The sequence below is a fragment of the Pectobacterium versatile genome (assembly GCF_020166435.1).
GTDB lineage: Bacteria > Pseudomonadota > Gammaproteobacteria > Enterobacterales > Enterobacteriaceae > Pectobacterium > Pectobacterium versatile.
The window spans coordinates 19,171-45,123 of the sequence record NZ_JAINZP010000014.1 but is presented as its reverse complement, the minus strand read 5'-3'; the positions used below and the strand labels follow the sequence as shown (position 1 = coordinate 45,123).

The window sequence follows — 25,953 nt, the reverse complement described above, 5'->3', positions numbered from 1 at the left end:
ATTTATGGAAAATCTGCAATCGATTCTGAATCAACTGCTGAGTAATTTGCACGAGCTCGATGCTGTTATGTCTGAAGAGCAAACGCTGCTTTGCGCTGGTCACATTAATAGCGTTGCCCTGCAACAGGTGACGGATAATAAAACGTCTTTACTGGCGACGATGAAGCATTTAGAAACTCGACGTCATGAAGCTGAATACACTCTTAAGTTGCAGGCGCCCTATGACGGTATCGAGCAACTGTCTGCTTACTGGCAGCAAGTGCAAGAGTTAACCAGACGTTTGAATGATCAGAATAAGCATAATGGTCTTCTGCTTAGCCGGCATATTGCGTATACGAACGAAGCCATCAATATATTGAAGCCTCGTCATGGTCAGGGGCTGTATGGTCCTGATGGCCAGTCGAAAGGTGTGACCGTTGGCGGTAGAAAAATTACGTTCTAGAAGTCTCTGCATCCTAGCAGAGACTTTTCATCATTCAAAAAACGAATTATTTTAAATAGCCGTTTAAAAACTACTTGTAGTTTACCGCAATATCGATCGTACGCACGCTGAACGTATGATTAATACGCCCATTCCCTTCAATATAGTATACAAAACGAAACTCATTATTCGCCGCTAATCCGTCAAATGCTCGAGTTTGCCCGTCACCACTTCCGTCTAAATCAACACAGCGCTGAGGCGATTGTGAACACAGCTTCACAACAAGCCCCATAGGTATCGCCGAATCAATAACATGCCGCCAATAGATTATCGTAATCGTTTCATCTGGATTAACAGCGATGTTAGGAGCAAAAGCTGACGTCGTAACCATTTCGCCACGATGATCAAGTTTTATTCCTGGCAGACTTCCGTTCCAACTACCTGGTGTCGCTATGGCGCAACACGGAAGTGCCAACGCTGTTACTACCAGAGAACGTATCACCTTCCTCACTTCTGAGCTTCCCCTATAACCGATGTCATACGGATCTGGCGATGATCGCTAATTTCCAAATTAGAAAGTACAGCCATGTTTGGCAGACTACGATGCAAGAATCGGGCGAGCAAAGCGCGTAAAGCATGGTTCACAAGCAGAACAGGCGGAGCACCCAACATTTCCTGCCGCTGTAGCGCTTGTTTCGCCTGTTCAAGCAGACGATCGGCAAGCCCCGGTTCGAGACCACCTCCTCCTTGAAGAGCCTGTAGCAGAAGGCGTTCCAAGGACCCTTCTAGTCCGATAACCTGAAGTTCGCTGTCCCCTGGGAACCACTGCTGAGTGATAGCCCGCCCCAGAGCAACCCGAACCACTGTGGTAAGCTCATAAGGGTCTGGCTGCACCGGCGCATGTTCGGCCAATGTCTCCATGATGGTACGCATATCCCTAATTGAAACCCTCTCACTGAGCAGATTTTGCAAGACCTTGTGCAAGGTAGTCAGTGTTACTACACCAGGAATGAAATCTTCTGTCAGTTTTGGCATTTCCTGGGCAACACGGTCCATCAATTGCTGAGCTTCTTGTCGTCCAAACAGTTCACTGGCATGTAATGCAATTAAGTGGTTCAAGTGTGTTGCAACCACTGTGCTTGCTTCTACAACCGTAAATCCCTGAGCCTGAGCTTGATCTTTCAGAGCATTATCAATCCAGACTGCCGGCAGCCCAAACGCAGGATCTTGCGTGATGTCTCCAGACAAAGAACCAACCGCATTACCCGGATTGATCGCCATCCAGCGACCAGGATGGGCTTCACCGCTACCCACCTCGACACCTTTCATCAATATGCGATAACTGGCAGGCTGAAGTTCCAGATTATCCCGGATATGAACCACTGGCGGTAAGTACCCCATTTCTTGAGCAAACTTCTTCCTGATACTACGAATTCTGCCTAGCAGTTCGCCATCTTGCTGCGTGTCAACCATTGGGATCAATCGATAGCCCACTTCCATACCCAACGGATCTTCAAGCTGTACATCAGACCAACTTGCTTCAACAATCTGGTGCTTCTCCATTGAGGCCGGCATAGGTTGTATCGCGGGCTCTTTTGTTTGTTCCCCACGCATCCACCAGGCAAGCCCCAACAAAGATGCGGTGAATAACAGAAAGACAAAATTAGGCATTCCAGGAACCAGTCCAATAAGCCCAATCACCGCCGCACTCAGCACCATAACTCGCGGGTTATTAAATAGCTGGGTGACCATCTGCTGGCCGACATCCTGATCGGTACTCACACGAGTAACAATGACACCCGCAGCAGTAGAAATAATCAAAGCAGGAATCTGGGCAACCAAACCATCACCGATAGTAAGTAGCGTATAGCTTTCAGCCGCCTGTCCTACTGGCATTCCATGCTGCACGACACCAACAATCAATCCACCAACAATGTTGATAACCATGATAATCAGCCCAGCGACAGCATCGCCACGCACGAACTTACTGGCACCATCCATTGAGCCATAAAAATCTGACTCCTGAGTTACCTCAGCACGGCGCTTTTTCGCCTCTTCCTCACCAATTATGCCAGCATTAAGATCGGCATCGATCGCCATCTGTTTACCTGGCATACCATCTAATACAAAGCGGGCGCCAACCTCAGCAATACGTCCGGCACCTTTGGTGATAACCATGAAGTTGATTAAAACAAGAATGATAAAGACCACAATACCAATGGCGAAATTTCCACCTACCAGAAAGTGCCCGAATGCTTCGACGACCTTCCCTGCAGCAGCAGTCCCTGTGTGCCCCTCCAACAAAATAATACGGGTAGATGCGACGTTGAGTGACAAGCGCAGTAGCGTAGAAAACAGCAAAATCGTAGGGAATGCAGCGAACTCCAGCGTCCGTTGCGTAAACATAGCAACCAGCAATACCATGATTGAGAGTGCAATGTTAAAGGTAAATAGCAGATCCAGAATGAATGGCGGCAGCGGCAATACCATCATGGAAAGTATCAGCAGGATCAGTATAGGTCCGGCTAAAATTTGCCATTGGGTACCTTTCATATTACTCGGCAAACGAAGCAAAGCGGCCAAATTAGCCATCAGTAGTATTCTCTTTAGCAAAATCCAGTGCATCTGGCACTGGTAGATGTTTCGGTTTTCTAGGAATTAATCCACCTTCCCGCTTCCAGCGTTTCAGTTGATAAACCCAAGCTAAGACTTCTGCAACGGCAGCATACAGCGCAGCCGGAATGTGCTCTCCGACCTCTGAATGACGAAATAGCGCTCGTGCTAACGGTGGCGCTTCTAAAATAGGAACACGGTGTTCTATCCCCAGTTCACGAATACGCAAAGCGATGTCCCCCGCCCCTTTAGCCAACACCTTCGGTGCATTCATTTTTTTATCATCATAGCGTAATGCCACCGCATAGTGCGTAGGGTTAGTGACTATCACATCAGCCTTAGGAACATCAGCCATCATTCTACGTTGGGCCATTGCTCTTTGCTGCTGACGGATTCGCCCTTTGACATGGGGATCACCTTCATTCTGCTTGTGCTCATCACGAATTTCCTGCTTAGTCATTCGTAATTTTTTGATGTGGCTCCAGACTTGCCAGAACACATCAAACGCAACCATGGGGATAAGACCCATAATGATAAGGAAACCACACATCACCGCCAATTCTAATGCATCACCTAGCGCTGCAATCGGCGGTTCAGAGATTAAATGCAATATTTTCGGCCAATTATGGATCAAGAACAAAGTACTGATAATCCCAACCATGACTGATTTTAATATCGCCTTGAAAAGCTCAGCTAGCGCTTGGGAAGAAAATAACCGTTTCAGTCCAGCAATAGGATCTAATTTTTTGAAGTCAACTTTTAATGATTTGGTACTAAATAATATACCACCCAGCAGCATCGGCGCAGACAGTGCCACCAACACAGACCCTATAATAATCGGTATCAACGCGGACACCGCCTGACGCAGTAATGAGCCTGCATGACGTAGCATCTGGGTATCATCGCCAATCGTCGCATAATCAAAATTTAGTGACTGTGCGACAATTCTGGCCAATCGGCCAGCCATAACATCCCCTCCTATCCACAAAATAGCCAACCCTGCAATCATCATCAGAACAGAGGTCAATTCTCGAGATCGTGGGATCTGGCCTTCTTCGCGTGCCTTTCCCTCCTTTTGGGGAGTGGGGGCTTCTGTTTTTTCCAGATCGCTATCTTCAGCCACGTTGGCGTTCCTGTTACGACTTTCGGGATAGGAATTTGCTGCCTAGCATGACAAATACGAGAAAAATTTATGGCTGGAACAACGAGAAAAACCGACGCTTTTTTAACGAATAGTAAAAAAGAAAGAGAGGAAACTCGAGTTTAGCTATTTATGGCCATAAATACTGGCCATAAATAACTGGGGCAATGGGACTTGCAGCCTTTTCACAAAAGAAGATAACTCCTTTTCTTGAAGCAAGACTTATTAGAACCCGAGGCTATCCAGAAGATCATCAACCTGATCCTGATTGGCTACGATACCAGCAGCACCTTTATCCAACTGAGGTCCATTCAGGAGACCATCATTTGCACGCTTAGGCGCATCTGGTTTTTCTGGAATGTTTTCCAGCAACACCATCAGTAGTTGTTTTTCAATCTCCTGAACAACATCCATCATACGCTTGATTACCTGACCAGTAAGGTCTTGGAAGTCTTGCGCCATCATAATTTCCAACAATTGGGCGTTGGTAAACGAGGTATGCTGTGGGACATCTTCAAGATAGCTACGCGTATCCGTCACCAATTCGCGCGCATCAGCCAGCTCGATTGGATTTTCAAACCATTCATCCCAACGAACTTTCAGAGATTTAGCATCAGCTTCTAGCTGGTTCTGACGTGGTTGCGCAGCCTCGACGCAGTTCAGAGCACGCTCTGCCGCTTGCGCAGTCATCTGGACAACATAGTCAAGACGATCGCGGGCATCAGGAATAGCCTCTGCTGCTTCTGCTATCGCATTATCCAGACCCAGCTCTTTCAGACTATCGCGCAGCATACGAGTCAACTGGCCAATGCGCGAAATGATCTCGGTTGCTGAAGCTGTGTCGTTCACGGACGGCATATGTGGCGTCATAAGATCCCCTTACATACCCAATTTTTCGAAAATCTTACTCAGTTTTTCTTCGAGGGTAGCTGCAGTAAATGGTTTAACTACATAGCCGCTAGCACCCGCTTGTGCTGCGGCGATAATGTTCTCTTTCTTCGCTTCCGCTGTTACCATCAGCACGGGAAGGCTGGAAAGCGCACCGTCAGCACGAATAGTCTGCAATAGCTCCAGTCCATCCATGTTGGGCATATTCCAGTCAGAAATGACGAAATCAAAAGCACCAGAGCGAAGCTTATTCAGTGCATCTGCACCATCCTCTGCTTCTTCTACGTTATTAAAGCCCAGTTCCTTAAGCAGGTTACGGACAATCCGGCGCATTGTCGAAAAATCATCCACTACCAGAAATCTGAGTTCTTTATCGGCCATACCTACTCCTAAAATATTTATTGCTCACCGAGAGCTGCTTATATACGTAATGCCTGTCCGGCAGATATTTGTGCCAACATTCGCTGGCTCACCTGGTGCAAATCCACCACTTCATCGACGCCACCCATCGCAATCGCTTCACGTGGCATCCCGAAAACCACACAACTTGCTTCATTTTGGGCCAAAGTATAAGCACCAGCCTGATGGAGTTCCAACATGCCGGCCGCCCCATCATTCCCCATTCCAGTAAGGATTACCCCTACAGCATTTCGCCCAGCGTATTGCGCAACCGAACGGAATAACACATCAACTGATGGACGATGCCGATTGACGGGGGGCCCATCATTTAAACGTACTTGATAGTTTGCCCCACTACGCGCCAGTTCAAGATGGCGTGCTCCTGGAGCAATGTAGGCATGACCAGGAAGAACACGTTCCCCGTCCTCTGCTTCTTTCACCGTAATCTGGCATAACTTGTTCAAACGCTCGGCAAAAGACTTCGTAAAGCCCGGTGGCATATGCTGTGTGATCAGTAATGCAGGACTTGTCGGCGGCAGGGGCTGTAATACATGCCGTATCGCTTCCGTTCCCCCTGTCGATGCACCAATCGCGATCAATTTCTCACTACTGAGCAACGGCATATGCTGAATAATTCTTGTCGGTTCTGCCGCTGCACTACGTTGCGGAAGTCGCGCCTTCGCTGCCATGCGAATTTTTTCCGCAATCAGTTCGCTGTATGCCAGCATTCCCTCACGGATACCTAACTGCGGTTTGGTGACAAAATCAATCGCACCAAGCTCCAGCGCGCGAAGCGTAATCTCTGAGCCTTTTCCCGTCAGGGACGACACCATGACAACAGGCATCGGGCGCAAGCGCATAAGCTTTTCAAGAAAATCCAACCCATCCATGCGAGGCATTTCAACATCCAGCGTTAATACCTGGGGATTGAATTTTTTAATCAAATCACGAGCAACTAATGGATCTGGCGCAGTTGCAACAACTTCCATATCAGGATGGCTATTGATTATTTCAGTCATGATCTGGCGCATTAGGGCAGAATCATCAACGCATAATACTCTTATCTTGCTCATTATCTTTCCTTAGCCAGCCCATATACAGTTTGCCCACGCAAATAGAATTCACGACTAATCTGGCTGAAATTCTCTGAATGCCCGGCAAATAACAATCCGCCCGGTTTAAGCATAGGGACGAATCGACGAAGAATACGCTCTTGAGTTTCTTTATCGAAGTAAATCATTATATTACGACAAAAAATAGCATCGAATGGTGCAGGAACGGACCAATCGGGTGCAAGCAGATTTAGTTGTTGGAAATGCACCATTGATGCAAGCTCAGGACGTACACGAACTAAACCACTATGTGGTCCGGTGCCGCGCAAAAAAAACCGCTGTAGTTGTTGTGGAGAAAGAGAGCGCAATTCTTCTTGCCGATAGATGCCAGCCGTTGCCTTTTCTAACACCTGAGTATCAATATCACTGGCCCATACCTGGCACCCACTCGCCTTATTACCTAAAACCTCAGCAAGTGTCATTGCCAACGAATAAGGTTCTTCCCCTGTAGAAGCCGCCGTACTCCAGATGGTGTAGCCATTTGGACGTTTTCTGACATGCTCGGCCAATATAGGAAAATGGTGGGCTTCGCGGAAAAATGCCGTCAGGTTAGTGGTTAATGCATTAACAAAGGCTTGCCACTCGGCGCTGTTAAGATCTGATTCCAGTAATGCTAAATATTGGCCGAAATCATTAATTCCGAGCAAACGGAGGCGTCTAACCAAACGGTTATAAACCATTTCACGTTTGTGATCGGCAAGAACAATGCCGGCACGCTGGTATATTAATTGACTGATTCGACGGAAATGAGTATCCGACAACGGCAACCTGTCAACCATCTGCGTCAGGATAGAAGCAGATTCAGGGCGATTTTGCGACGGTGTACTTTTCATATCAAATCGCTCGAATAGTGTTTTTTGCTATGGTTTTTTTCAATCTGAACTTTCCTTTACAGCTAACGCAGGTTTTTATTGTCATTCGTCAATTACTCATCGCATTACGATTAAAACTGACACTGTATTGGTAATACACACTGCAAGTTCTGCAAACTGAACTGGCCAGCATGTTCGTTCTACCAAAGCCACATGCTGTCGGGTGGCGTTGTCCCTCTCATTACAGCTGCGCTACCTGCTTTATTCTTCGGCCAACCTCTCTCATCATATCCATAACATAAATTACAGATTGAACAATACCATGAGTTGCTATACAGCAAAGTACCAAGGCTTACACATCGTTGTGTGTACTTCACAAACGATGAATAATTATTCTATCTTGCAAACACCCATGTCCTACAAGAATAAATTTACTCATACTCACTACGACGCAACCTTGTGACACCCGTTCGATTTTTTACTAAGGTTTATCGTTCCTCCACGCGAGTACCGATTAACGGCTCACTGTTCATTTTTTAATTATGGTGAGTAAACTAATCACCCAACCACCTGCATGTAAGTGGCTGGGGATTTATTCAGTAAAAAATTTCCTACACCCTGTAGCTTACTTACAGTCCACACCACGGTTTTTATCAGAATGTCTCCCAATTGTCCGTGGATAAACCTTCTTTCGCTCTCTTACTGCCATTCACCGATGGAGCCAACAACACAGGCTTTTGGCTTATTGTCGCTTGGTTAGTCCTTCTGAACGAACCAGCGTTTTCAGACAGACGGAATACAGCAACAGCCTGATTCAGTATTCTTACTTGCTCTTCCAACGCAACGGCCGCAGTTGCGGACTCTTCAACCAAGGAAGCATTTTGTTGTGTAACTCGGTCCATTTCAGTGACAGCCAGGCCAACCTGATCGATACCTTTGCTTTGTTCATCAGAAGCAGAGGCAATTTCGCCCATGATATCCGTTACACGAGTGACTGCACTAACGATTTCTCCCATCGTCTCACCCGCACTTTCAACCAGCACAGAGCCTTCATCGACTCGGCTAACAGAATCTTCAATCAGACTTTTAATTTCTTTCGCAGCCTGAGCACTACGCTGCGCCAAATTGCGGACTTCTCCCGCAACAACCGCAAATCCCCGCCCCTGCTCTCCAGCTCTGGCTGCTTCAACCGCCGCATTCAGCGCAAGGATGTTGGTCTGAAAAGCAATACCATCAATTACACTAGTAATATCGGCAATTTTTTTCGAACTTCCAGCAATATTGTGCATGGTTTTGACAACATTATCGACGACCTTGCCACCCTTCTGCGCCGTCTCTGAAGCACTCAGTGCTAACTGACTGGCCTGACGAGCATTTTCAGCATTCTGCTTAACTGTTGCAGTCAGTTGTTCCATACTCGCAGCAGTTTCTTCTAACGAAGCAGCCTGCTGTTCAGTACGTGAGGAAAGATCATTATTTCCAGCGCTGATTTCTGTCGCGCCAGTATAAATAGCATCAGCACCTTGCCGAACCGCACTTACAGTTGAAACAAACTCACTTTGCATATGACGAATGCTGTCAGCTAAAATTCCCATCTCATTGCTGCTATGAAAATTGGTCGTTTTTGTTAAATCGCCTTTCGCAATATGACGAATATGTTCAACAATACTATTTAGCGGTCTCATTAATAGTTGCTGAATACCAATCCAGGAAATCAGAGCTAGCGCAAAAACAAGCACAACAATGAAACCAAGAATCCAAAGAGCTGAATCGTAAGCTGCATCATTTTTAGCTATACCTGCTTGATAAAGCTTATCGCTTTCAGCTTTATAGGCATAATACGCTTTTTCAAAGTTATTCTGAAAATTCTGTGTCGGTTGCTCAACAAATTTCTTAAATTCTCCAGCATTTAAAAACTGAATTAATTCAGTTAATGCTGCATTTAGAGCCACAAAATTCTCTTTTACGTCCCGAGTAATACTTTCACTCAGGCGTGCATCCTGCGGCACTTTCTCATAGCGAGAGAAAAAATCGTTCGCGACAGACAGTTGTTGTTGAGCAGAAACCAGAAGCTCTTTGCCGCCAGCACCAGCACCAGTGCCGCTTGAATCAAGAGCAAACCGTGTACCAGCTCGGTTGAGTGTATTGCGGGTCTGTAACAAATATGACCAAGCTGAATCCAACTCGGAACGCTTCTGATTAATAACCTGTGTTGAGCTAAAAATATCCTTATCATTTTTTAATGCACTAAAGAATAAACCACCAGAAATAAGCTGAAGTGCCCCGAACAACACCAATACAAGCATCAAACCGGTAACAACTTTTATACGGTTAAACATATAACGCCTTTTGAGTAGACCAACCACCGATAATATCGGCATTATTCTGGATATCTTTACGAATTTCTAAACTGACAAGAATATGGCTAAGGAAGGTTTTCGGGGCCACTTTCGGGGCCCCTGCTGAAGGCCGATGAGTTAGACTTTCAATACACTATCAACCAGAGCCATTTCTTCGCTGCTCAACAGTTTTTCGATATCAACCAAAATCAGCATTCTCTCACCCAGAGAGCCCAAACCAGTCAGGTACTCCGTTGAAAGTGTCACAGCAAATTCTGGCGCAGGTCGAATTTGATCTGCAGTCAATGACAATACATCAGACACGCCATCTACGACGATACCGACAACACGCTGGCCAAGGTTCAGAACAATAACAACCGTGTTGTCATCGTATTCAACATCCTGCTTAGCGAATTTAATGCGCAAGTCAACAATCGGTACAATTACACCACGTAGGTTGGTGACACCTTTAATGAAGGAAGGTGTATTGGCGATACGTGTTACCTGGTCATAACCTCGGATTTCTTGTACTTTTAAAATATCAACGCCGTACTCTTCGTCACCCAGCGTAAAAATCAGGAATTCCTGTCCTACTGTTTCGCCAGTTAATTTCGTGACGCTTGCAAGTCCAGTCATGTTTTCCACCCTTTATTAACGATCTGTTTTATTAAGCAGCAGTCTCAACCACACGCTTTTCACGATTAAGCGCTTGTAACGCTGAAACATCCACAATCAGCGCAACGCTGCCATCACCAAGGATGGTCGCGGCTGAAACGCCTGGTACCTTGCGATAATTACTTTCCAGGTTTTTGACAACGACCTGATGCTGCCCAATCAACTGATCGACCAACAAGGCATAACGTCGACCAGCACTTTGCAGAATAACAACAATACCCTGAGTAGCATCAGTTTTAGCGCCATCCACATCAAAAATATGGAACAGTTCAACGAGAGGCAAATATTCACCACGAACCTGCAATACGCGCTCTCCGCCAGCTAACGGATATAGATCTTCCGACTGAGGCTGCAAGGATTCCATCACGGCGTTAAGCGGCAGAATAAAGACTTCTTTGTTAACTTTAACGGACATGCCATCAAGAATGGCTAACGTTAATGGCAACAGAATTCTGATCGTCGTGCCTTTTCCTGCCTGGAAGTGTATTTCGACATGCCCCCCCATCTCCTGAATATTTCGCTTCACCACGTCCATGCCTACACCACGGCCAGAAACATCCGTGACTTTCTCAGCGGTGGAGAAACCTGGAGCAAAGATCAACATGCCCACTTCTTCATCAGACATCGAGTCGTTCACTGCCAAGCCTTGAGACAAGGCTTTAGCCAGAATTCTCTCGCGGTTGAGTCCTGCCCCATCGTCGATAACTTCAATACAGATATTACCGCCCTGATGTTCAGCAGAAAGCGTCAGGTTACCTACAGCAGCCTTACCCGCAGCAACACGTTTTTCTGGGGATTCAATACCGTGGTCTAGGCTGTTACGTACCAAGTGTGTAAGAGGATCAATAATACGTTCGATCAAACTCTTATCCAATTCAGTCGAGCTCCCCATCAATGTTAGTTCGACCTGCTTATCTAATTTGGCAGCCAAGTCACGAACTAAACGAGGGAAGCGGCTGAATACATATTCCATCGGCATCATACGGATGGACATAACCGACTCTTGCAGATCGCGAGCGTTACGCTCCAACTGGCCCATACTGTTGAGCAGATCGCCGTGTGCCACAGGATCGAGCTCACTTGAGCGCTGTGCCAACATCGATTGTGTAATCACTAACTCACCAACGAGGTTGATAAGCTGATCAACCTTCTCAACCGCTACACGAATACTGGTATCACCGGTTTTTGCTTTATTTTTTCCATTTTCCGGTGCAGATTGTGGTTTTGCAGCAGCTGGCGCAGGCGTTGCCACTGGCGCTATCGGCGCTTCAACCACAGTCAATGTCTCCACAACTTCAACGACGGCAGGTTGGCTAGCTATGACAGGCTTAAAGCTAATTTGTTCAGGTTCAAGAACAAAACACAACACTGCGCTAATATCGTCTTCGCTTTCAGATGTGACTAATGTCACTTCTACGCTAGTGTCAGTCTGGTGAGGGTCTTTAACGGTTCCCAAATTACCGAGTTCTTCCAACATCTGAGGGATTTCCTGAGATTTCAGGCCGGTTAATGCGATACGCATTTCACCTTTACCTGCACCGTTAGATGCCGGACTGGTAGAGTGCTGTGTTGCAGCCGAGGTGTCATGCTGGGTTGCGTCACCATCGGCTTTAGACTCCAGAGCAAGCTGGCGCAGAGCCTGACAGATGTACTCAAAGCTTTCAGCATTGGGTTCCTGTGCGGTTTTATAAGCGTCCAACTGATCCTGCATAATGTCTTTTGTTTCCAGAAACAGGTTGATGATATCAGTGCTAAGACGCATTTCGCCACGTCTTGCGCCATCGAGTAGGTTTTCTAAAAGGTGCGTAGTTTCCTGCAATACTTTAAAGCCGAATGTGCCAGCGCCTCCTTTTATGGAGTGAGCTGCACGGAAAATCGCATTCAGTTGCTCGGTGTCGGGTTCTGACGGATCCAACAACAATAAGTGTTGTTCCATATCTGCCAGTAATTCATCTGCTTCATCAAAGAATGTTTGATAGAAAGCACTCATGTCCATGCTCACGTGGTCACCTCTGCTGTGAATCGCGGCTTATTGAGAAGGCGTCGCCTGGCTATCGGGCGCAGCAGGCAACGCAGTGGTTGGCTGCTGACGCTCTGGAGCAGGAACTCCATTAGTTGGTTGTGGCGATGCCCCACCACTTCCACTCGTATTGTTGTTATCACTATTTTCGGCAGCAGGAGTGGTAGGTTTAGGCTTATCCAACTCCATATTTTGTAAATTTTCCACCTTGTCTATATTTACAGCAGAGCTTTCTGCATTTTCTTCTTCAATATCCTTTTGAGCTTGTCTGCTCAATACCAGCAAACTGATACGCCGATTAATCGCATCATTCCCACTTGTCGCTTGTTTTAGATTCATTGTCGCAGCCATACCGACGACGCGCAAAACTTTTCCATCAGACAAGCCCCCAAAAATAAGCTCTCGACGTGATGCATTGGCACGATCTGCGGACAATTCCCAGTTACTATAACCGCGTTCCCCAGTCGTATACTGAACGTCATCAGTATGGCCTGAGATACTCAACTTATTGGGAAAATCATTCAGAATGGGGGCTATAGCACGCAGGATATCTCGCATATAAGGCTCAACCTGTGCGCTACCGGTTTTAAACATTGGACGGTTTTGGCTATCGATGATTTGGATTCGTAATCCTTCCTCAATCATTTCGATTAAAAGATGCGGGCGGAGTGCACGTAATCTAGGGTCGGCCTCAATTAACTGATCCAAGCGCTCGCGCAATCTATTGAGTCGAATCTCATCCAACTTCTTTTCCACGCTATCCGTTTTGATGGCCTTTTTCACTTCACCATCTTGCTGAGTGGGATCATTCCCCCCACCAGGGATTGGACTGGAACTGTCGCTTGATTTAGAGCCTGAAGTTAACGCAACCTTTAACGGGGTACGAAAATACTCTGCTATTTGCGCCAGCTGCATTGGCGTAGAAATTGCGATAAGCCACATTACCAGAAACAATGCCATCATTGCTGTCATAAAGTCAGCGTAGGCAATCTTCCAGGAGCCACCATGGTGGCCTCCATGTCCAGACTTACGCTTTTTGCGAATAATGGGATGCTGATGTTTCATGCGTTACTGTCCGACGCTTGCTGAGTCGGCGATTTCACACGACGAATATGTTCTTCCAATTCGGTAAAGGAAGGACGCTCCGTTGAGTACAGCGTTTTACGCCCAAATTCAACGGCAATTTGTGGAGCATAGCCATTAAGGCTCGACAGTAACGTGACTTTAATGCACTGCAATACTTTGATTTTTTCTGCATTTTTCTGACGCAGTAACGCAGCAAGTGGAGATACAAAACCGTAAGCGAGTAGGATGCCCAAGAAGGTTCCCACCATGGCGTGGGCGATCATCATCCCCAACTCAGCGGCAGGCCGGTCAACATAGGCCAATGAGTGAACAACCCCCATAACTGCAGCGACGATACCAAATGCGGGGAGGCCATCTCCCATCATCGTTAAGCTGGATGCAGGCACTTCACTTTCATGCTCAACCGTTTCAATCTCTTCATCCATCAGCGTTTCAATCTCAAACGCATTCATGTTGCCGCTGACCATCAAACGCAAATAGTCGGTGATAAATTCAACAACATTGTTATCCGCAATAATATTCGGATAGCTTGAGAAGATTTCACTTTCACGAGGATTATCAATATCAAACTCTAGGGAAAGCATGCCTTGCTGACGGGATTTGGCCATCACACGAAAGAGCAAAGCCATAAGATCCATATACAATGCTTTATTGTATTTGGAACCTTTGACCAAAAGAGGTAACGCACGTAGTGTTGCTTTTATCGCCTTTCCGTTGTTACCAACGATGAAAGCACCTAACGCAGCGCCGCCGATAATCAGTAGCTCCGAAGGTTGATAAAGCGCCCCCAAGGCCCCACCGACCATGAGATAACCGCCGAGTATCGAGGCCACAATTACGATATAACCCAATATAACCAGCACAAGAAATCCTTATAATAAAAAAGGTGGGCGGAAAGCGAGATAAAACTGCGGAGCTGTAGCCAGGACGTTCTTGAGGAAGAAATCTATCACCGCCTTCAAAACCAACAGTGATAGATTCACAAATCGCTACAGGCTCAGACTGCGTGTTTTACCTGTTCATCCAGCAGTTGAGGTATTATATCGGCAAGATTTTGCGAAAGTTTACGCCTTTTTACCGCTCTGGAAGGGGGTTGGCACAAACTACAAACAAAACTGTTTTTAGGTTGATGAGCGTGAGTAATGAACATCCCTTTGCAGCAATTACAGGACGACAGTTGCAGCATACCGCTGTCAACAAACCGGACTAATGTCCAAGCCCGCGTCAATGCCAGCAGTGGAGAATCGCTCTGTGGCGCACACTGTTCCAGGTAAAGTCGATAAGATTTAATAACAGCTTCAACACCGCTGCATTGGCCATTCTTGATTAAAAAGCTATAGGCGTTGTAGAACATTGATGAATGAATATTCTGTTCCCAGGTCATAAACCAATCCGTTGAAAAAGGTAGCATTCCCTTTGGCGGCGGACTTCCTCTAAGTTCTTTGTACAGTTTAATCAAACGTCCGCGGCTTAACTGAGTTTCACTTTCCAGCATCTGTAAACGAGCACCGAGAGAAATGAGCTCCATCGCCAATTGGATGTCCTTCGCTTCCTGAACAATACTTTTCTCCGCCATTACTTATGCCCTTTTCTTAGGCAAGTTTTCTTCTTTCGAAGTTAACTGTTGTAATAAGTTACTCGACAACAAAATCCCCGTATGAATTTGCTGTAAATCATCCACACGTGATTCCTGAGTCAAGACTTTGATTGTATTGTGATCATTAAAGCGGAAATGGCATATGAGTTGGTTAGTTTCTGCCAATTTCACCATCTGCGGTAAAGTCAGTTGCATCAAAATATCTGCCATCTCGTCATTGATTCCCAGACGAAACATCGCAGAAGCTTTTTCATCATTAATTAACCGTTGTGCCAGTAACAAATAAGACAGATTAATGTCATAAATGTGTTTGAGTAATTCAGAGGTACCCATATTTCCCATCCCGACAGGCTATGTTTAAAACATAAGTTAGGTGATAGACCATATCGCCCAGTTCGAAAATCACTCTCCATTGATGGCATAAAAAACTATCGGTGCCAGATACTGCGAGTTACTACTTTTATTATTCAGGCAATCGTTACTTGCCAACTTACGCATCACGCTGCGAATCCGTTCATCCGTTGCTTTCTAGTCCTACCCTGAAGACTCTTCCCCTACCAAAGCATAGGATTAATCCTAAAACAGCGCAACTGTACCGCCTAATCCGTAGCACATACAACGCAGCCGAAGAATAATTTTAGTCATTATGTGACATGGATCACATAAATGAAAGTATTATGAGCCAAACCCTGTCTGGTCAGATCACTTTCACACCCAAAAGACGCATAAAACATTACAAAAAGAGCATTGAAAATAATAAAAAAGAAACAATTCGATTGCTATGTAAATGATAGATATACAAAAAACCGTTACAAAAAAATCCCACTATGTAAGTCTATACCTTTCACGAAAAATTTACACTTTTTACCAAAAAACGCTTATCCATATATTCTGAAGAAAAATTCATCTACCTTTTGATAGGCCGCCGTTACCACAGCAACACAGCGCAGAAGTGGGCAGATAAGAAATTATTGCATTGATATTAAAAGAATTAGAGAGCTACCAAGATTAATTGTAACCGCAGAAACATGAAGTTATAAGCATTTACGGATTACATCTTAACGACCCGATTAACTAGCCAAATACCTGCGCATACCAAGACGAGTGCAAAGAAATATTTCCACTCCAGGATGCTTTCATTAAGAAACAGCGCTGACAGCAGTGTGCCAGATACTGGGATGAGGAAGTTAAATGGCGCAACCATACCGATCCGATTATATTTCAGCAATTGGCTCCATAATGAAAAAGCGACTGAAGAAAGCAAAATAAGGTAGCCTAGCATCAGCACAGCTTTCCAATCAGGTATGATGAGTGTCCCGCCGGTACAGTATCCTGATATGGTTAAAATAATCCCGCCAATAGCCAGTTGATAACCTGTCATAACGGTTGGATCCATCGTTTGTGATATCCGCTTACCATATATAGTAGATGCAGACAAAATAAATGCGGCAATAACAACGAATCCATCACCTAGCAACGTAAAACCAATGTTCATTCCGTTACTGTTAATATTAACGACCATCACGCCGACGAAACCTAATATACAACCAATGAGTTTATTGATATTTAATTTATCATTTTGGTATAGATAATGAGCTAGTAGTACGCTGAAAAAAGTACTGGTTGCATTCATTATCGAACCTTTAACGCCAGTGGTATAAGCCAGACCGATATAGAAAAAAACATACTGCAGCGATGTCTGGAATATTCCCAGTGTAGTCAACTGAACTAACTGCCCACGTTGAAAGCTCCCGATGGAGTGTCCTCTTAACACAGCAAGCATTAAGAGCAACAACCCAGCGAACACGAACCGATAGCCTGCAAAAACGAGTTTTCCAGGAATATCATTATCTGCAATGTGAAACAGCTCATAGCCATTTTTAATTGCTGGATAAGCACTTCCCCAGAGCAAACAGCATAATGTGGCGATAAAAAAAACAACTTTTTTATCAGAAAAAAAATGCGGGCGCTTTTCCAAGAAAGATTCCTCCGAAGATAGATTTGCCATAATAGCGTTGAACCTCAGACAAATAAAGTTAGGACGCAGACTCTCTTTATTTTTCATTATCAATCTGTATGATTTCGCATCACGTATTTCTCTTTTCTTTTTAAAGAGTTAAAAACGTGATCGGGATCGCATCGAATTTTATTAAGGTTTCTCAATATATGCCGATTACCTTTTACATTGGTTGTTTAACTAATGGATTGTCATTAATGTAGACACTAAAACCTCAATGCCAATGCCGCTACCAGTGGCATAGTAAATCATAATTTCCTGAGAATGAGCGAATGGATATGAAAATAACTTCAAGGTCTGAGAAGCACGTCGAGACCGGCATGCTGAGCAATTTACGGCTAGTTCCCTTATTCGTTATTATTCTGGGTGGTATCATGCTGTTATTTGCAGCATCTATCGGCACATCCAGCTACTTTTTACAAAGCAGCAACCAATCATTAGATGATGTAACACAAGAAATCGATACCCGAATGGGGATTTCGAACAGTTCCAACCACCTTCGCACCGCACGTCTGTTACTAATCCAGGCCGCTGCCGCCGCACGTATTGGCGACTCTCAGGTTTTCAATGACAACCTGAAACAGGCTGAACAGCGTCTGGATCAGTCAAAAAAAGCATTCCTCATCTATGAAGAGCGTCCGGTTAAAACACCTCAGGATATGGCGTTGGACGGAGATCTGCGCAAATCCTATGACGCTTACGTCAGTCAAGGCCTTATGCTGATGCTGACTGCAGCAAAGCAAGGGTTGTTTGAAGAGGTCATCACCCTCGAATCCGAAGAAACCCGGGTTTTAGATTTGGCGTATAATAAATTTTTGCTCGAGGCCGTCGCCTACCGCACACAAAGAGCTAAAGAATTAAACGAAACAGCGCATACAAATGCGCTGCTCGGCTATTCCTTAATGGGAGGAAGCTTTGCGCTGGCCACCATTTTAACGCTTCTGACATTCTTCCTGCTGCGAGGGATCCTCATCAAACCAATAAATCAGTTGGTCCTGAGAATTCAGCGTATTGCGCAGGGTGATTTGACTCAAATGTCAGATCGTTATGGCAGGAATGAAATTGGCACACTAGCCAGCAACATTCAACAAATGCAGTCTTCTCTGGTCAATACAGTCACTACTGTGCGGGAAAGCGCAGACTCTATTTATCAAGGTTCGACGGAGATTTCATCCGGTAACACCGACCTTTCCTCGCGAACCGAACAACAAGCCGCAGCGCTTGAACAAACCGCGGCAAGCATGGAGCAATTAACCGCAACAGTGAAGCAAAACTCAGAAAATGCGCACCATGCCAGCCAGCTCGCGGCAAATGCCTCAGGAAAGGCCAAGCAAGGCGGTGAGATCGTTGCAAACGTTGTGGACACGATGAACAGTATTTCAGGTAGCTCAAAGAAAATATCTGAGATTACCAGCGTTATTAACAGTATTGCTTTCCAAACAAATATTCTCGCACTAAATGCAGCGGTTGAAGCAGCCAGAGCGGGAGAGCAAGGTCGCGGCTTTGCTGTCGTAGCAAGTGAAGTTCGCAGCCTCGCACAGCGCAGTGCACAAGCCGCAAAAGAGATAGAAACGCTAATTTCTGAATCGGTAAATCTGGTCAGCAGTGGCTCTGTTCTGGTTGATAATGCAGGCCAAACCATGAAAGAGATCGTCGATGCCGTCACTAACGTCACCGACATTATGGGTGAGATTGCTTCTGCCTCTGACGAACAAAGCCGGGGAATTACTCAGGTCGGTCAGGCGATATCTGAAATGGACAGCGTGACACAGCAGAATGCTTCGCTCGTTCAAGAAGCCAGTGCTGCCGCGGCATCGCTAGAAGAGCAAGCAGCATTGCTTACCCGTACGGTTGCAACGTTTAAGCTATCCAGCCATTTATCAAGCGGTCATTCCGCACCGGCCCAGCCAAATGCATTGGCTGCCAGGGACCGTTCATCACTCACCCTTCCCCACCAATCCAACACAGAAAACGGTAACTGGGAAACGTTCTAATAGTGGATGCCCAAATACATCCTAAATAATTCGAGTTGCAGGACGAAACGTTAGCGTTTTGACCCTTTAAGAGGCGCATTTATTTACCTGGTGATGCGCCCCTAGGAGTAATGCCAGTCAATTAAGCAACTGACTGGCTGTTTTTCTTCGCTTTTCGATATTTATAAGGCCTTTCTTTCACTACTCTCGGGAACACCCTTTCCCTTCTTATTGGCAATTTCACCATTTGTCCCAGACTCTCCAGATCTTGCATTAACTCCGAGAGCCGACCCGGCGATGCACCCTGAAGCACCATCGACATTCTCATGACCAGCCCGCAGGCCCCTGAGAAGCTCAGTTGATTTGGCCAGTAACCTTTCAGGTGATTTGCCATTTTAATCATCTGATATCTCACTAGATTATACGCCAGTAACACACCCCATAGCTCCTGCTCCACAAGCGTCAGCTTTTTGCTTCTCAGTATCAGTCTACTCAACGGCATTGTCTGTTTGATTTCACGCTCGATTTCCCACCAGTGGCTGTAAAGATCGGCCATCTCATCCCCCGGATAGCGCATACCATCGGTCATCGAGGTCAATAGCTGGTAGCTTTTTCCTTTACGGGTATACGTCAGCAGCCGGGCTGTTATTTCTGGAGCCAGTTCCGACCATTTTTGCGGGATTGTGGCGTGGTTTTCAGTCGTATCAGATATCACCTTTCCCCAATTTCCGGACCACCTCGTAACGGGTACCTTTCTTAAGCGGCATCATCCAGTGTCGGTGTTCTCCCGCACGCTCCCAGGCATTCAGCAACCCTAATGAGTAATACGTCAGTGTGTTATCTGCGGTCTGGTCTATCAGTTGCTCAGCCAGAGTGTATTCGCTGTCTTTTATCGTACCGAAGGCTGCTGCGGTTATCAGATGACTTGTCAGTTCCATCTGACAGACCATTTTGATCTGCGGATAGGGGCCTGATTGTCCGCAGTAAGTCTGCCGCGAGAAGGCTGCATCGTTTTCGGGTGTTTCCTGAGTGCGCCAGACGACGCCATCCATCGCCAGCAACGTCAGCCCGCACCAGTGGGGATGCGTCACAGCGTTGTTCCACAAGTGAGCGGTGTGCGTGAAGACCCGCCGAACGGCGTCACTGCCGAGTCGCTGGCGGGCCTGGATAACAGCGCTGGAAGCAACAAAGGGACGGTTACTGGACAACATGATATCCAGTCGATTGACAATCTGATGAAGCGATTCTTTGCGTTCAAGCGCCATGCCGATAACGCACCAGACCATCATTTCCAGAGGAAGACGGCGTTTGTGCAGGGTGCACCGTGCCGGACTCAACAAGGCAACGTGCAATCAGTTCTGGTCAAGAACATCGCCAAGAGAAGTCAACGGGTTACGGCTGGAATCGTAACGGGAAACGAGATCAAGGGCCTGAGAAATACGCATAAAAAAATCCGGAAATGAAGAACATTTCCGGATTCTTACGCAGCTATTGGATCGTTCAGCTGATCCTTAACTGATCAGCATTAGCCCCTAGGGAGCTTCCTTACCTAAGTGGCTGGGGGTGAATAACATAAGTCAACACACATGCTGCTTGAAGTATGACGGGTATAACTGCGGGCATTGTTTACTCAGACAATGCCCGCATATTGGTATAATCTTCTTCACTCTTTTTCAGGCCGTGTCTTTAACTCAACAAAGATGCCATCTCGGCTGTCAACCTCATTGAAAAACCAGACACCGGCTGGGTAATCCTTTAGTGCGACTAAATACATAGTCCCTTCCTGAAACGTTTCCACAGCCAGAACTATACCTTCCCGGCGCGTCTTCCCATCAGTTTTGACAGTAACTAAATCATTAACTTTCATAAAATTATCTCAAAATAGCTTCTAACATCAAAAAAACAGCATTATCATTCATGGCTACGGTAATAATAGTGCCTGTATGAAATGATTAATTTTATTTATTTTTAACAACGGTATATAGACCCTCTCTGTCATTAAATATCAATCATTCAGGCAAGAAAGTTGATCGTTTCTATCCTAGTACATCCGACATATTCGCAAAAGAGATTAAAAGTTGAACGAACTATTGAACGTTAATGAGCAGAGAGATAACGATGAGCCAGACTACAATCAAGTCATAACATCAGAATGGATGCAATTGATAGCCACAACCTCACAGAACTCTTTTAATCTGCTGCATACCCTCGCTGCTCAGAAAGCAGCAGACTTCGCTGACGAGTTTTATTCCTACATGCTCAAAGATAAGGAGGCTTCCCTTTTTCTTTCCAGCCAGCAAGTCCACGATCGGCTCCATGGTTCCATGAGTAAATGGATAGCGGTCATTCTAACGAACACGGGAAATCACCTCGCTGAACTAATTAGCCATCAAAAGAAAATTGGTCAGATTCATGCTCGTATAGGTATTCCCGTCGATCTAGTTGAACGCGGAGCACGACGTCTAAAATGGCACCTTTATGAAGAAATCGCACAAGTAGCAAGCGATAAAGCACTATGCTTTGATGCCATGCGTTTCACTTCTATTTCCATGGATATCGCTATAGAGATAATGAGCAAGACGTATTCACAATCACACGATATGGCAGCAAAAAATGAAGAATCCTACCGACTGTTTTCTATTCTGGAAAATGCCAGTATGGAGAGAGAGCGGCAAAATGCATCGCTGCTAAATTGGGAAAATGCCTTCATTTTTAGCGTTGCTACCGGTACTCCCCTTTCCAGCATCCAGGATTTGAGTGATTCAGATTTTGGCCTGTGGTTTAACCATAAGGGGAAATCCAGCTTCAGTAACATTCAGGGAATTCGTACTATCGCTACCATCATGACTGAAACCGATGAGTACATTCGCAGCTATAGCAACTCTGCACTACTGACGCAGCAGGATTATGCTCCGCTACTTAAAGCGGTCAGAAGCAAAATTTATAAAATAAATATGCTGCTGGGGTCACTATTTGACGAAGTCCAAAAACTGGAGAGTGGTAAGGATACGCTAACCCTTCTGCTAAACCGTCGCTTCCTACCCACCATTCTCAGGCATGAAATATCGCTGGCAATGCACTCAAATACACCACTGAGTATCGCCATGATTGACATTGACCATTTTAAATCCGTCAATGACACCTATGGTCACGCAACTGGCGATAGCATGTTAAAAAGAATTGCGGAGATTCTGTATGAAAGTACGAGAAACAGCGACTATGTTTTCCGTTATGGTGGGGAAGAGTTTATGATCGTGCTGATTGAAACACCCAAAGCCGCAGCCCATACCATCATCGATCGCCTCAGAAAGAAAATTCAGGATCATCCGATTCATCTGCAAAACGGTGCACGCATTACCATGACCATCAGCGCAGGCATCGCCGTCTATAGCGGTCATCCAGACTATGAATGCCTGATAAAAGCAGCAGACGATGCACTCTATCAGGCCAAAGCCAACGGCCGAAACAGGATTGAATACGCATTGGAATAGCTATTCTAGCTCGTTGAAAATCTGTGCTTCAGGCGACAGCTGAAAACAAGCAGCACCCAATCTTATCCATCATTTCAGGTTTTCATCATGGCTTTTTTAGGCAGATAAATTTCCCGTCATTGAACAAATTCAAAGCATGAAAACTACAGACCCACGATTTTGCTAACCAATTCATCAAAAATTTGATACATATTCAATAAATAAGCATGATCGTCGACAATGCGCCATGCAGTGAATTTTTTATAATTTGATCTTATTTTACACAAGGGAGGAACGATCATTGCAGCAAAAGCAGATTTTATCATCACGAATTGATTCTATTGGGTATGACCCAAAGACGCACACCCTTGAGATAGCGTTTCATAACAAAGATACCTATCAATACGTTGGCGTGCCTGAATCTATCTATAAAAAATTTATTTCTGACGCTGTCGTCTCTAAAGGTCGTTTCTTTGACGGCGTGATAAAAGATAAATTTTTATGTCGTAAAATTAGATAGATAAAAACAACACCATCGGAATAACGCAATGACCTACCACACTGCACAGATTCGGCAGTGTCGGACCACACGGCGGTAGCACAGAGCCAAGCGATCAGCACCCTCAGAATGCATTATTACAGGTTTTCCAGTTAGTTATTTTGAATTTTTTCTTTGCCACACTTCGCTATACCCAATAAATCTCAAGACGCAGGTTTGAGCACCTGAAAGCGACCGTGAATAACCGTGTTGCCAATATCACATCACGTAGAGTCAGCGTCCCAGATACTCAGACGTGTTCGACTTCTTTTTGTTTTAACTGACTCTTTATGCCCTTTCCGTATCCATCCATAGCTGAGCGTCGTCGCCTGCGTCGGATAAACAGAATCGGGTCATTGCAACTGGTGTTATGAAGGTGTTCAAACTCGATTTTTTGCTCATCAGTGATAAATATTTTCATGTCGGAAAAGGATGATCTTCTTGATACATAAAATCACAAGCATCTTCAATGAGCACGGATATATATCCGTCATACTTCAAGTTGCATGTACATTGGCTTCAATACTCAGTCCACTTGCGTGGACCTCGCCCCGTTGGGGCCGCTGCAAGCAGCGTTCAAACCTGCCTCTGGCTGATTTGTCAGTCACCCGAATCACTTACTCAAGTAAACTCATCGGGATGACATGAGAGACATCCTGTCTCTCACCGAAGGCAAGCCGTTGGCTGGTCAAATTCGTTCCCGACGAATTTGTCCTTTGCTTGTTGCGTTACGATGCTCATTCATGAGCATCGCCCTAAAGGGCTAACGCTTTGCGTTGTTCAAAACGTTAACGTTTTGTCCTGAAATTCGAATTACTTAGGGTATACAGTATATTAATAAAAAATAATTTAACATTAATTTTTTATATAATAATTATATAAATAAGTAAATCACAGGGATTATAATAACAACCCTCGCTATTTTTATAATGATAAAATATTCTTGACATATTCTTTCTCATGACAGAATATTCACCTTCCGACATACTAACTTTCTAGGATAGATTTATTATGCTAACAGATAAAATGTATCAAGATGAAAAAATAACGCTATTATTTACGCAAACAAGCAACCTGATATCTGGTTATTTAGCGGCCAATCCTAAAGAACTTCCAATGGGTGCAATTAATTTGCTTTTTGAAAAAACATACATAACCTTAGCTGCTGAGCTTAAAAAAGACTACATTAAAAAAAACATTTAAAAATTAGCGCGGAGATTTAATGCTGGTTTTTATATTATATACGGTTTTTTAGAGAGGAAATTTCTAAAATTAACCGTATTCTCCATCTTAGATATAACGTATCTATTTGGCATAAATAATTTTTCTTAACGGATGTAGTGACGATTTTTGAACGTTACATTACCGGGAGATTTAATATTTAACCATCATTTTAAGTGCTGAAAATGGTATATTATATTTTAATTAAAAAACATTTAAATTTTTTCATTGAATTAATTTTAATAATTAAATTTCGAGCAAGCCAATAATTAACACGCCATCATCTTTTAAATAAAGATGACAGCATTACAGTTATCGGGTTATTACCATCACCAACCTTTTACCGCACCACCATTAAAAATACGGTTCGCAGCCTGTTCAACTTCATCAGACTGATAGGCCTGAATAAATTTTTTGACGTTTTCCGCCTCTTTATTATTTTCACGCGTCACAATGATATTCACATACGGTGATTCTTTATCCTCAATAAAAATACCGTCTTTCGTTGGCGTTAAGCCCGTTTGCTGAATATAGGTCGTACTAATAATGGCTACCGTCACTTGTGGATCGTCTAACAAACGCGGCAACTGTGCCCCTTCCACTTCCATAATACGTAGGTTGTGTGGATTCGTCGTGATATCCAGCACCGTCGGCAATAAGCCCGTGTCAGGCTTTAGAGTAATTAATCCGGTTTTTTGCAGTAGCAGCAACGCTCGCCCAAGATTGGTAGGGTCGAAAGGAATCGCAATGGTATCGCCGTCTTTCAGATCGTTGATATTTTTAATTTTCTTCGAATAACCCGCCATCGGGAAAACGAAGGTATTTCCTACCGCCACCAGCTTATAACCGTGTTCGCGATTTTGCTGTTCGAGGAAAGGACGATGCTGAAAGACGTTCGCATCCAGATCGCTTTTATCCGTCGCTTCATTCGGCAAGAGTGAACCGCTGAACCCCACCAGCTCAACATCCAGACCATATTTCTCTTTTGCCACTTTCTTCGCGACGTCGGCGACGTCCTGTTCCGCGCCGTTAATCACACCGACTTTAATGTGGTTGGCAGAGTGACTTGCGCTATCGCATGCCGTCAATGCCATCGCCGCCGTGACCATTCCCGCCACCAGCGCTATACGCCATTTATTCATCATTCTGGTTTACCTGATATCGTAACTGTATTGATTTAAAGAGAAAAACAGTAACGCTCCATAATTCACCGAGTCAAATAACTCCGCGTTCTATGAATATGCATTTCATCATTTGGTCAATAAAGAGTGATATATATCCTAAATAATTCGAGTTGCGTGACAAAACGTTAGCGTTTTGAACAACGCTTTGCGTTGACCCTTTAGGGCAAGGCCCATTTATGGCCTTGTAACGCGGCAACCGCATGACAAATCGGTTCCAAACCGATTTGAACAGCGCTAGCGCTGGCCCGAAGGGTGAGCCTCATTTATGGGGCTCATTAACCCCCCAGGAGCTTACACAAGTAAGTGACTGGGGTGAGTAAGGACAAATTGGCTCAGCCAATTTGAACGCCGTTTACGGCGGCCCTTCAGGGCGAGGCTCAGAGAGGAGCCGAGTATTGCCAACGCACAAGCAGCTTGAAGTATGACGGATATATCTGTTAAGCCGAT

At 45.1% G+C, this 25,953-nt stretch carries 22 protein-coding genes and 2 pseudogenes; 5 read left to right on the top strand and 19 right to left on the bottom strand.

Features of this window, described 5'->3' with window-relative positions; all coding sequences use genetic code 11:
* Positions 1–4 precede the first annotated feature (4 nt).
* The gene (locus K7X24_RS15445) at positions 5–442 is read left to right on the top strand and encodes a flagella synthesis protein FlgN (RefSeq protein WP_224555660.1); all 438 of its coding nucleotides are present in this window, start codon (positions 5–7) and stop codon (positions 440–442) included.
* A 70-nt stretch (positions 443–512) separates the two neighbouring features.
* Here the strand turns inward: K7X24_RS15445 and K7X24_RS15440 are convergent, their stop codons facing one another.
* The 15 genes from K7X24_RS15440 to K7X24_RS15370 form a co-directional block, all read right to left on the bottom strand.
* Entirely contained in the window at positions 513–923 is a 411-nt protein-coding gene (locus tag K7X24_RS15440; protein ID WP_411961348.1) for a flagellar protein FlhE, read from the bottom strand.
* Positions 924–928: 5 nt separating this feature from the next.
* A complete protein-coding gene (flhA, locus tag K7X24_RS15435; protein WP_224555658.1) occupies positions 929–3,013 on the bottom strand; it encodes a flagellar biosynthesis protein FlhA in 2,085 nt (694 codons plus the stop codon).
* Complete coding sequence (gene flhB / locus K7X24_RS15430) at positions 3,006–4,157, bottom strand: flagellar biosynthesis protein FlhB (RefSeq protein ID WP_224555657.1); 1,152 nt, start codon at positions 4,155–4,157, stop codon at positions 3,006–3,008. The genes flhA and flhB overlap by 8 nt, the downstream gene beginning before the upstream one ends.
* 243 nt (positions 4,158–4,400) lie before the next feature.
* Positions 4,401–5,045 carry a protein phosphatase CheZ gene (gene cheZ / locus K7X24_RS15425; RefSeq protein WP_005970711.1) on the bottom strand — a complete coding sequence of 215 codons (645 nt, stop codon included), beginning with the start codon at positions 5,043–5,045 and terminating at the stop codon, positions 4,401–4,403.
* A gap of 9 nt (positions 5,046–5,054) precedes the next feature.
* Positions 5,055–5,444: a chemotaxis response regulator CheY gene (cheY, locus tag K7X24_RS15420; protein WP_010301639.1), complete on the bottom strand. Its 390-nt coding sequence runs from the start codon at positions 5,442–5,444 to the stop codon at positions 5,055–5,057.
* A 38-nt stretch (positions 5,445–5,482) separates the two neighbouring features.
* Positions 5,483–6,535, bottom strand: coding sequence for a chemotaxis response regulator protein-glutamate methylesterase (locus K7X24_RS15415; RefSeq protein WP_095699943.1), 1,053 nt, complete (start codon positions 6,533–6,535; stop codon positions 5,483–5,485).
* Entirely contained in the window at positions 6,535–7,407 is an 873-nt protein-coding gene (gene cheR / locus K7X24_RS15410; protein ID WP_039485757.1) for a protein-glutamate O-methyltransferase CheR, read from the bottom strand. Before cheR ends, K7X24_RS15415 begins: the two co-directional genes overlap by 1 nt.
* 632 nt (positions 7,408–8,039) lie before the next feature.
* Positions 8,040–9,725, bottom strand: a complete 1,686-nt coding sequence (locus K7X24_RS15405; RefSeq protein ID WP_224555656.1) for a methyl-accepting chemotaxis protein — start codon at positions 9,723–9,725, stop codon at positions 8,040–8,042.
* Positions 9,726–9,863: 138 nt separating this feature from the next.
* Positions 9,864–10,361, bottom strand: a complete 498-nt coding sequence (cheW, locus tag K7X24_RS15400; RefSeq protein ID WP_010279509.1) for a chemotaxis protein CheW — start codon at positions 10,359–10,361, stop codon at positions 9,864–9,866.
* Between the two features lie 31 nt (positions 10,362–10,392).
* Positions 10,393–12,390 carry a chemotaxis protein CheA gene (cheA, locus tag K7X24_RS15395; RefSeq protein ID WP_224555655.1) on the bottom strand — a complete coding sequence of 666 codons (1,998 nt, stop codon included), beginning with the start codon at positions 12,388–12,390 and terminating at the stop codon, positions 10,393–10,395.
* Between the two features lie 39 nt (positions 12,391–12,429).
* On the bottom strand, positions 12,430–13,485 hold the full coding sequence (motB, locus tag K7X24_RS15390; RefSeq protein WP_224555654.1) for a flagellar motor protein MotB: 1,056 nt from the start codon (positions 13,483–13,485) through the stop codon (positions 12,430–12,432).
* Positions 13,482–14,369, bottom strand: a complete 888-nt coding sequence (gene motA, locus K7X24_RS15385) for a flagellar motor stator protein MotA (protein ID WP_224555653.1) — start codon at positions 14,367–14,369, stop codon at positions 13,482–13,484. Before motA ends, motB begins: the two co-directional genes overlap by 4 nt.
* 134 nt (positions 14,370–14,503) lie before the next feature.
* The gene (gene flhC, locus K7X24_RS15380; protein WP_005970730.1) at positions 14,504–15,082 is read right to left on the bottom strand and encodes a flagellar transcriptional regulator FlhC; all 579 of its coding nucleotides are present in this window, start codon (positions 15,080–15,082) and stop codon (positions 14,504–14,506) included.
* A 3-nt stretch (positions 15,083–15,085) separates the two neighbouring features.
* Positions 15,086–15,436: a flagellar transcriptional regulator FlhD gene (gene flhD, locus K7X24_RS15375; protein WP_010279486.1), complete on the bottom strand. Its 351-nt coding sequence runs from the start codon at positions 15,434–15,436 to the stop codon at positions 15,086–15,088.
* Between the two features lie 718 nt (positions 15,437–16,154).
* A complete protein-coding gene (locus K7X24_RS15370) occupies positions 16,155–17,111 on the bottom strand; it encodes a DMT family transporter (protein ID WP_411961349.1) in 957 nt (318 codons plus the stop codon).
* Positions 17,112–17,392: 281 nt separating this feature from the next.
* On the opposite strand from K7X24_RS15370, the gene K7X24_RS15365 reads away from it, so the two are divergent.
* Positions 17,393–19,114, top strand: a complete 1,722-nt coding sequence (locus K7X24_RS15365; protein ID WP_224555651.1) for a methyl-accepting chemotaxis protein — start codon at positions 17,393–17,395, stop codon at positions 19,112–19,114.
* Between the two features lie 121 nt (positions 19,115–19,235).
* Here the strand turns inward: K7X24_RS15365 and K7X24_RS15360 are convergent.
* Positions 19,236–20,538, bottom strand: a pseudogene (locus K7X24_RS15360) (IS4 family transposase).
* 218 nt (positions 20,539–20,756) lie between these two features.
* Entirely contained in the window at positions 20,757–20,960 is a 204-nt protein-coding gene (gene dsrB, locus K7X24_RS15355; RefSeq protein ID WP_224555649.1) for a protein DsrB, read from the bottom strand.
* Positions 20,961–21,171: 211 nt separating this feature from the next.
* Between dsrB and K7X24_RS15350 the strand changes: the two genes are divergently transcribed.
* Positions 21,172–22,584 (top strand): diguanylate cyclase, encoded by a 1,413-nt coding sequence (locus tag K7X24_RS15350; RefSeq protein WP_224555647.1) that lies wholly within the window; start codon positions 21,172–21,174, stop codon positions 22,582–22,584.
* A gap of 280 nt (positions 22,585–22,864) precedes the next feature.
* Positions 22,865–23,083 carry a KTSC domain-containing protein gene (locus K7X24_RS15345; RefSeq protein ID WP_224555645.1) on the top strand — a complete coding sequence of 73 codons (219 nt, stop codon included), beginning with the start codon at positions 22,865–22,867 and terminating at the stop codon, positions 23,081–23,083.
* A gap of 254 nt (positions 23,084–23,337) precedes the next feature.
* Here the strand turns inward: K7X24_RS15345 and K7X24_RS15340 are convergent.
* Positions 23,338–23,451: pseudogene (locus K7X24_RS15340) on the bottom strand (IS630 family transposase); the annotation flags it as partial.
* Positions 23,452–24,112: 661 nt separating this feature from the next.
* Between K7X24_RS15340 and K7X24_RS15335 the strand changes: the two are divergent.
* Positions 24,113–24,304 (top strand): hypothetical protein, encoded by a 192-nt coding sequence (locus K7X24_RS15335; protein WP_198998669.1) that lies wholly within the window; start codon positions 24,113–24,115, stop codon positions 24,302–24,304.
* Positions 24,305–24,651: 347 nt separating this feature from the next.
* Here K7X24_RS15335 and nlpA read toward each other — a convergent pair whose 3' ends face one another.
* Positions 24,652–25,467 carry a lipoprotein NlpA gene (gene nlpA / locus K7X24_RS15330; RefSeq protein ID WP_039535460.1) on the bottom strand — a complete coding sequence of 272 codons (816 nt, stop codon included), beginning with the start codon at positions 25,465–25,467 and terminating at the stop codon, positions 24,652–24,654.
* Positions 25,468–25,953 lie beyond the last annotated feature (486 nt).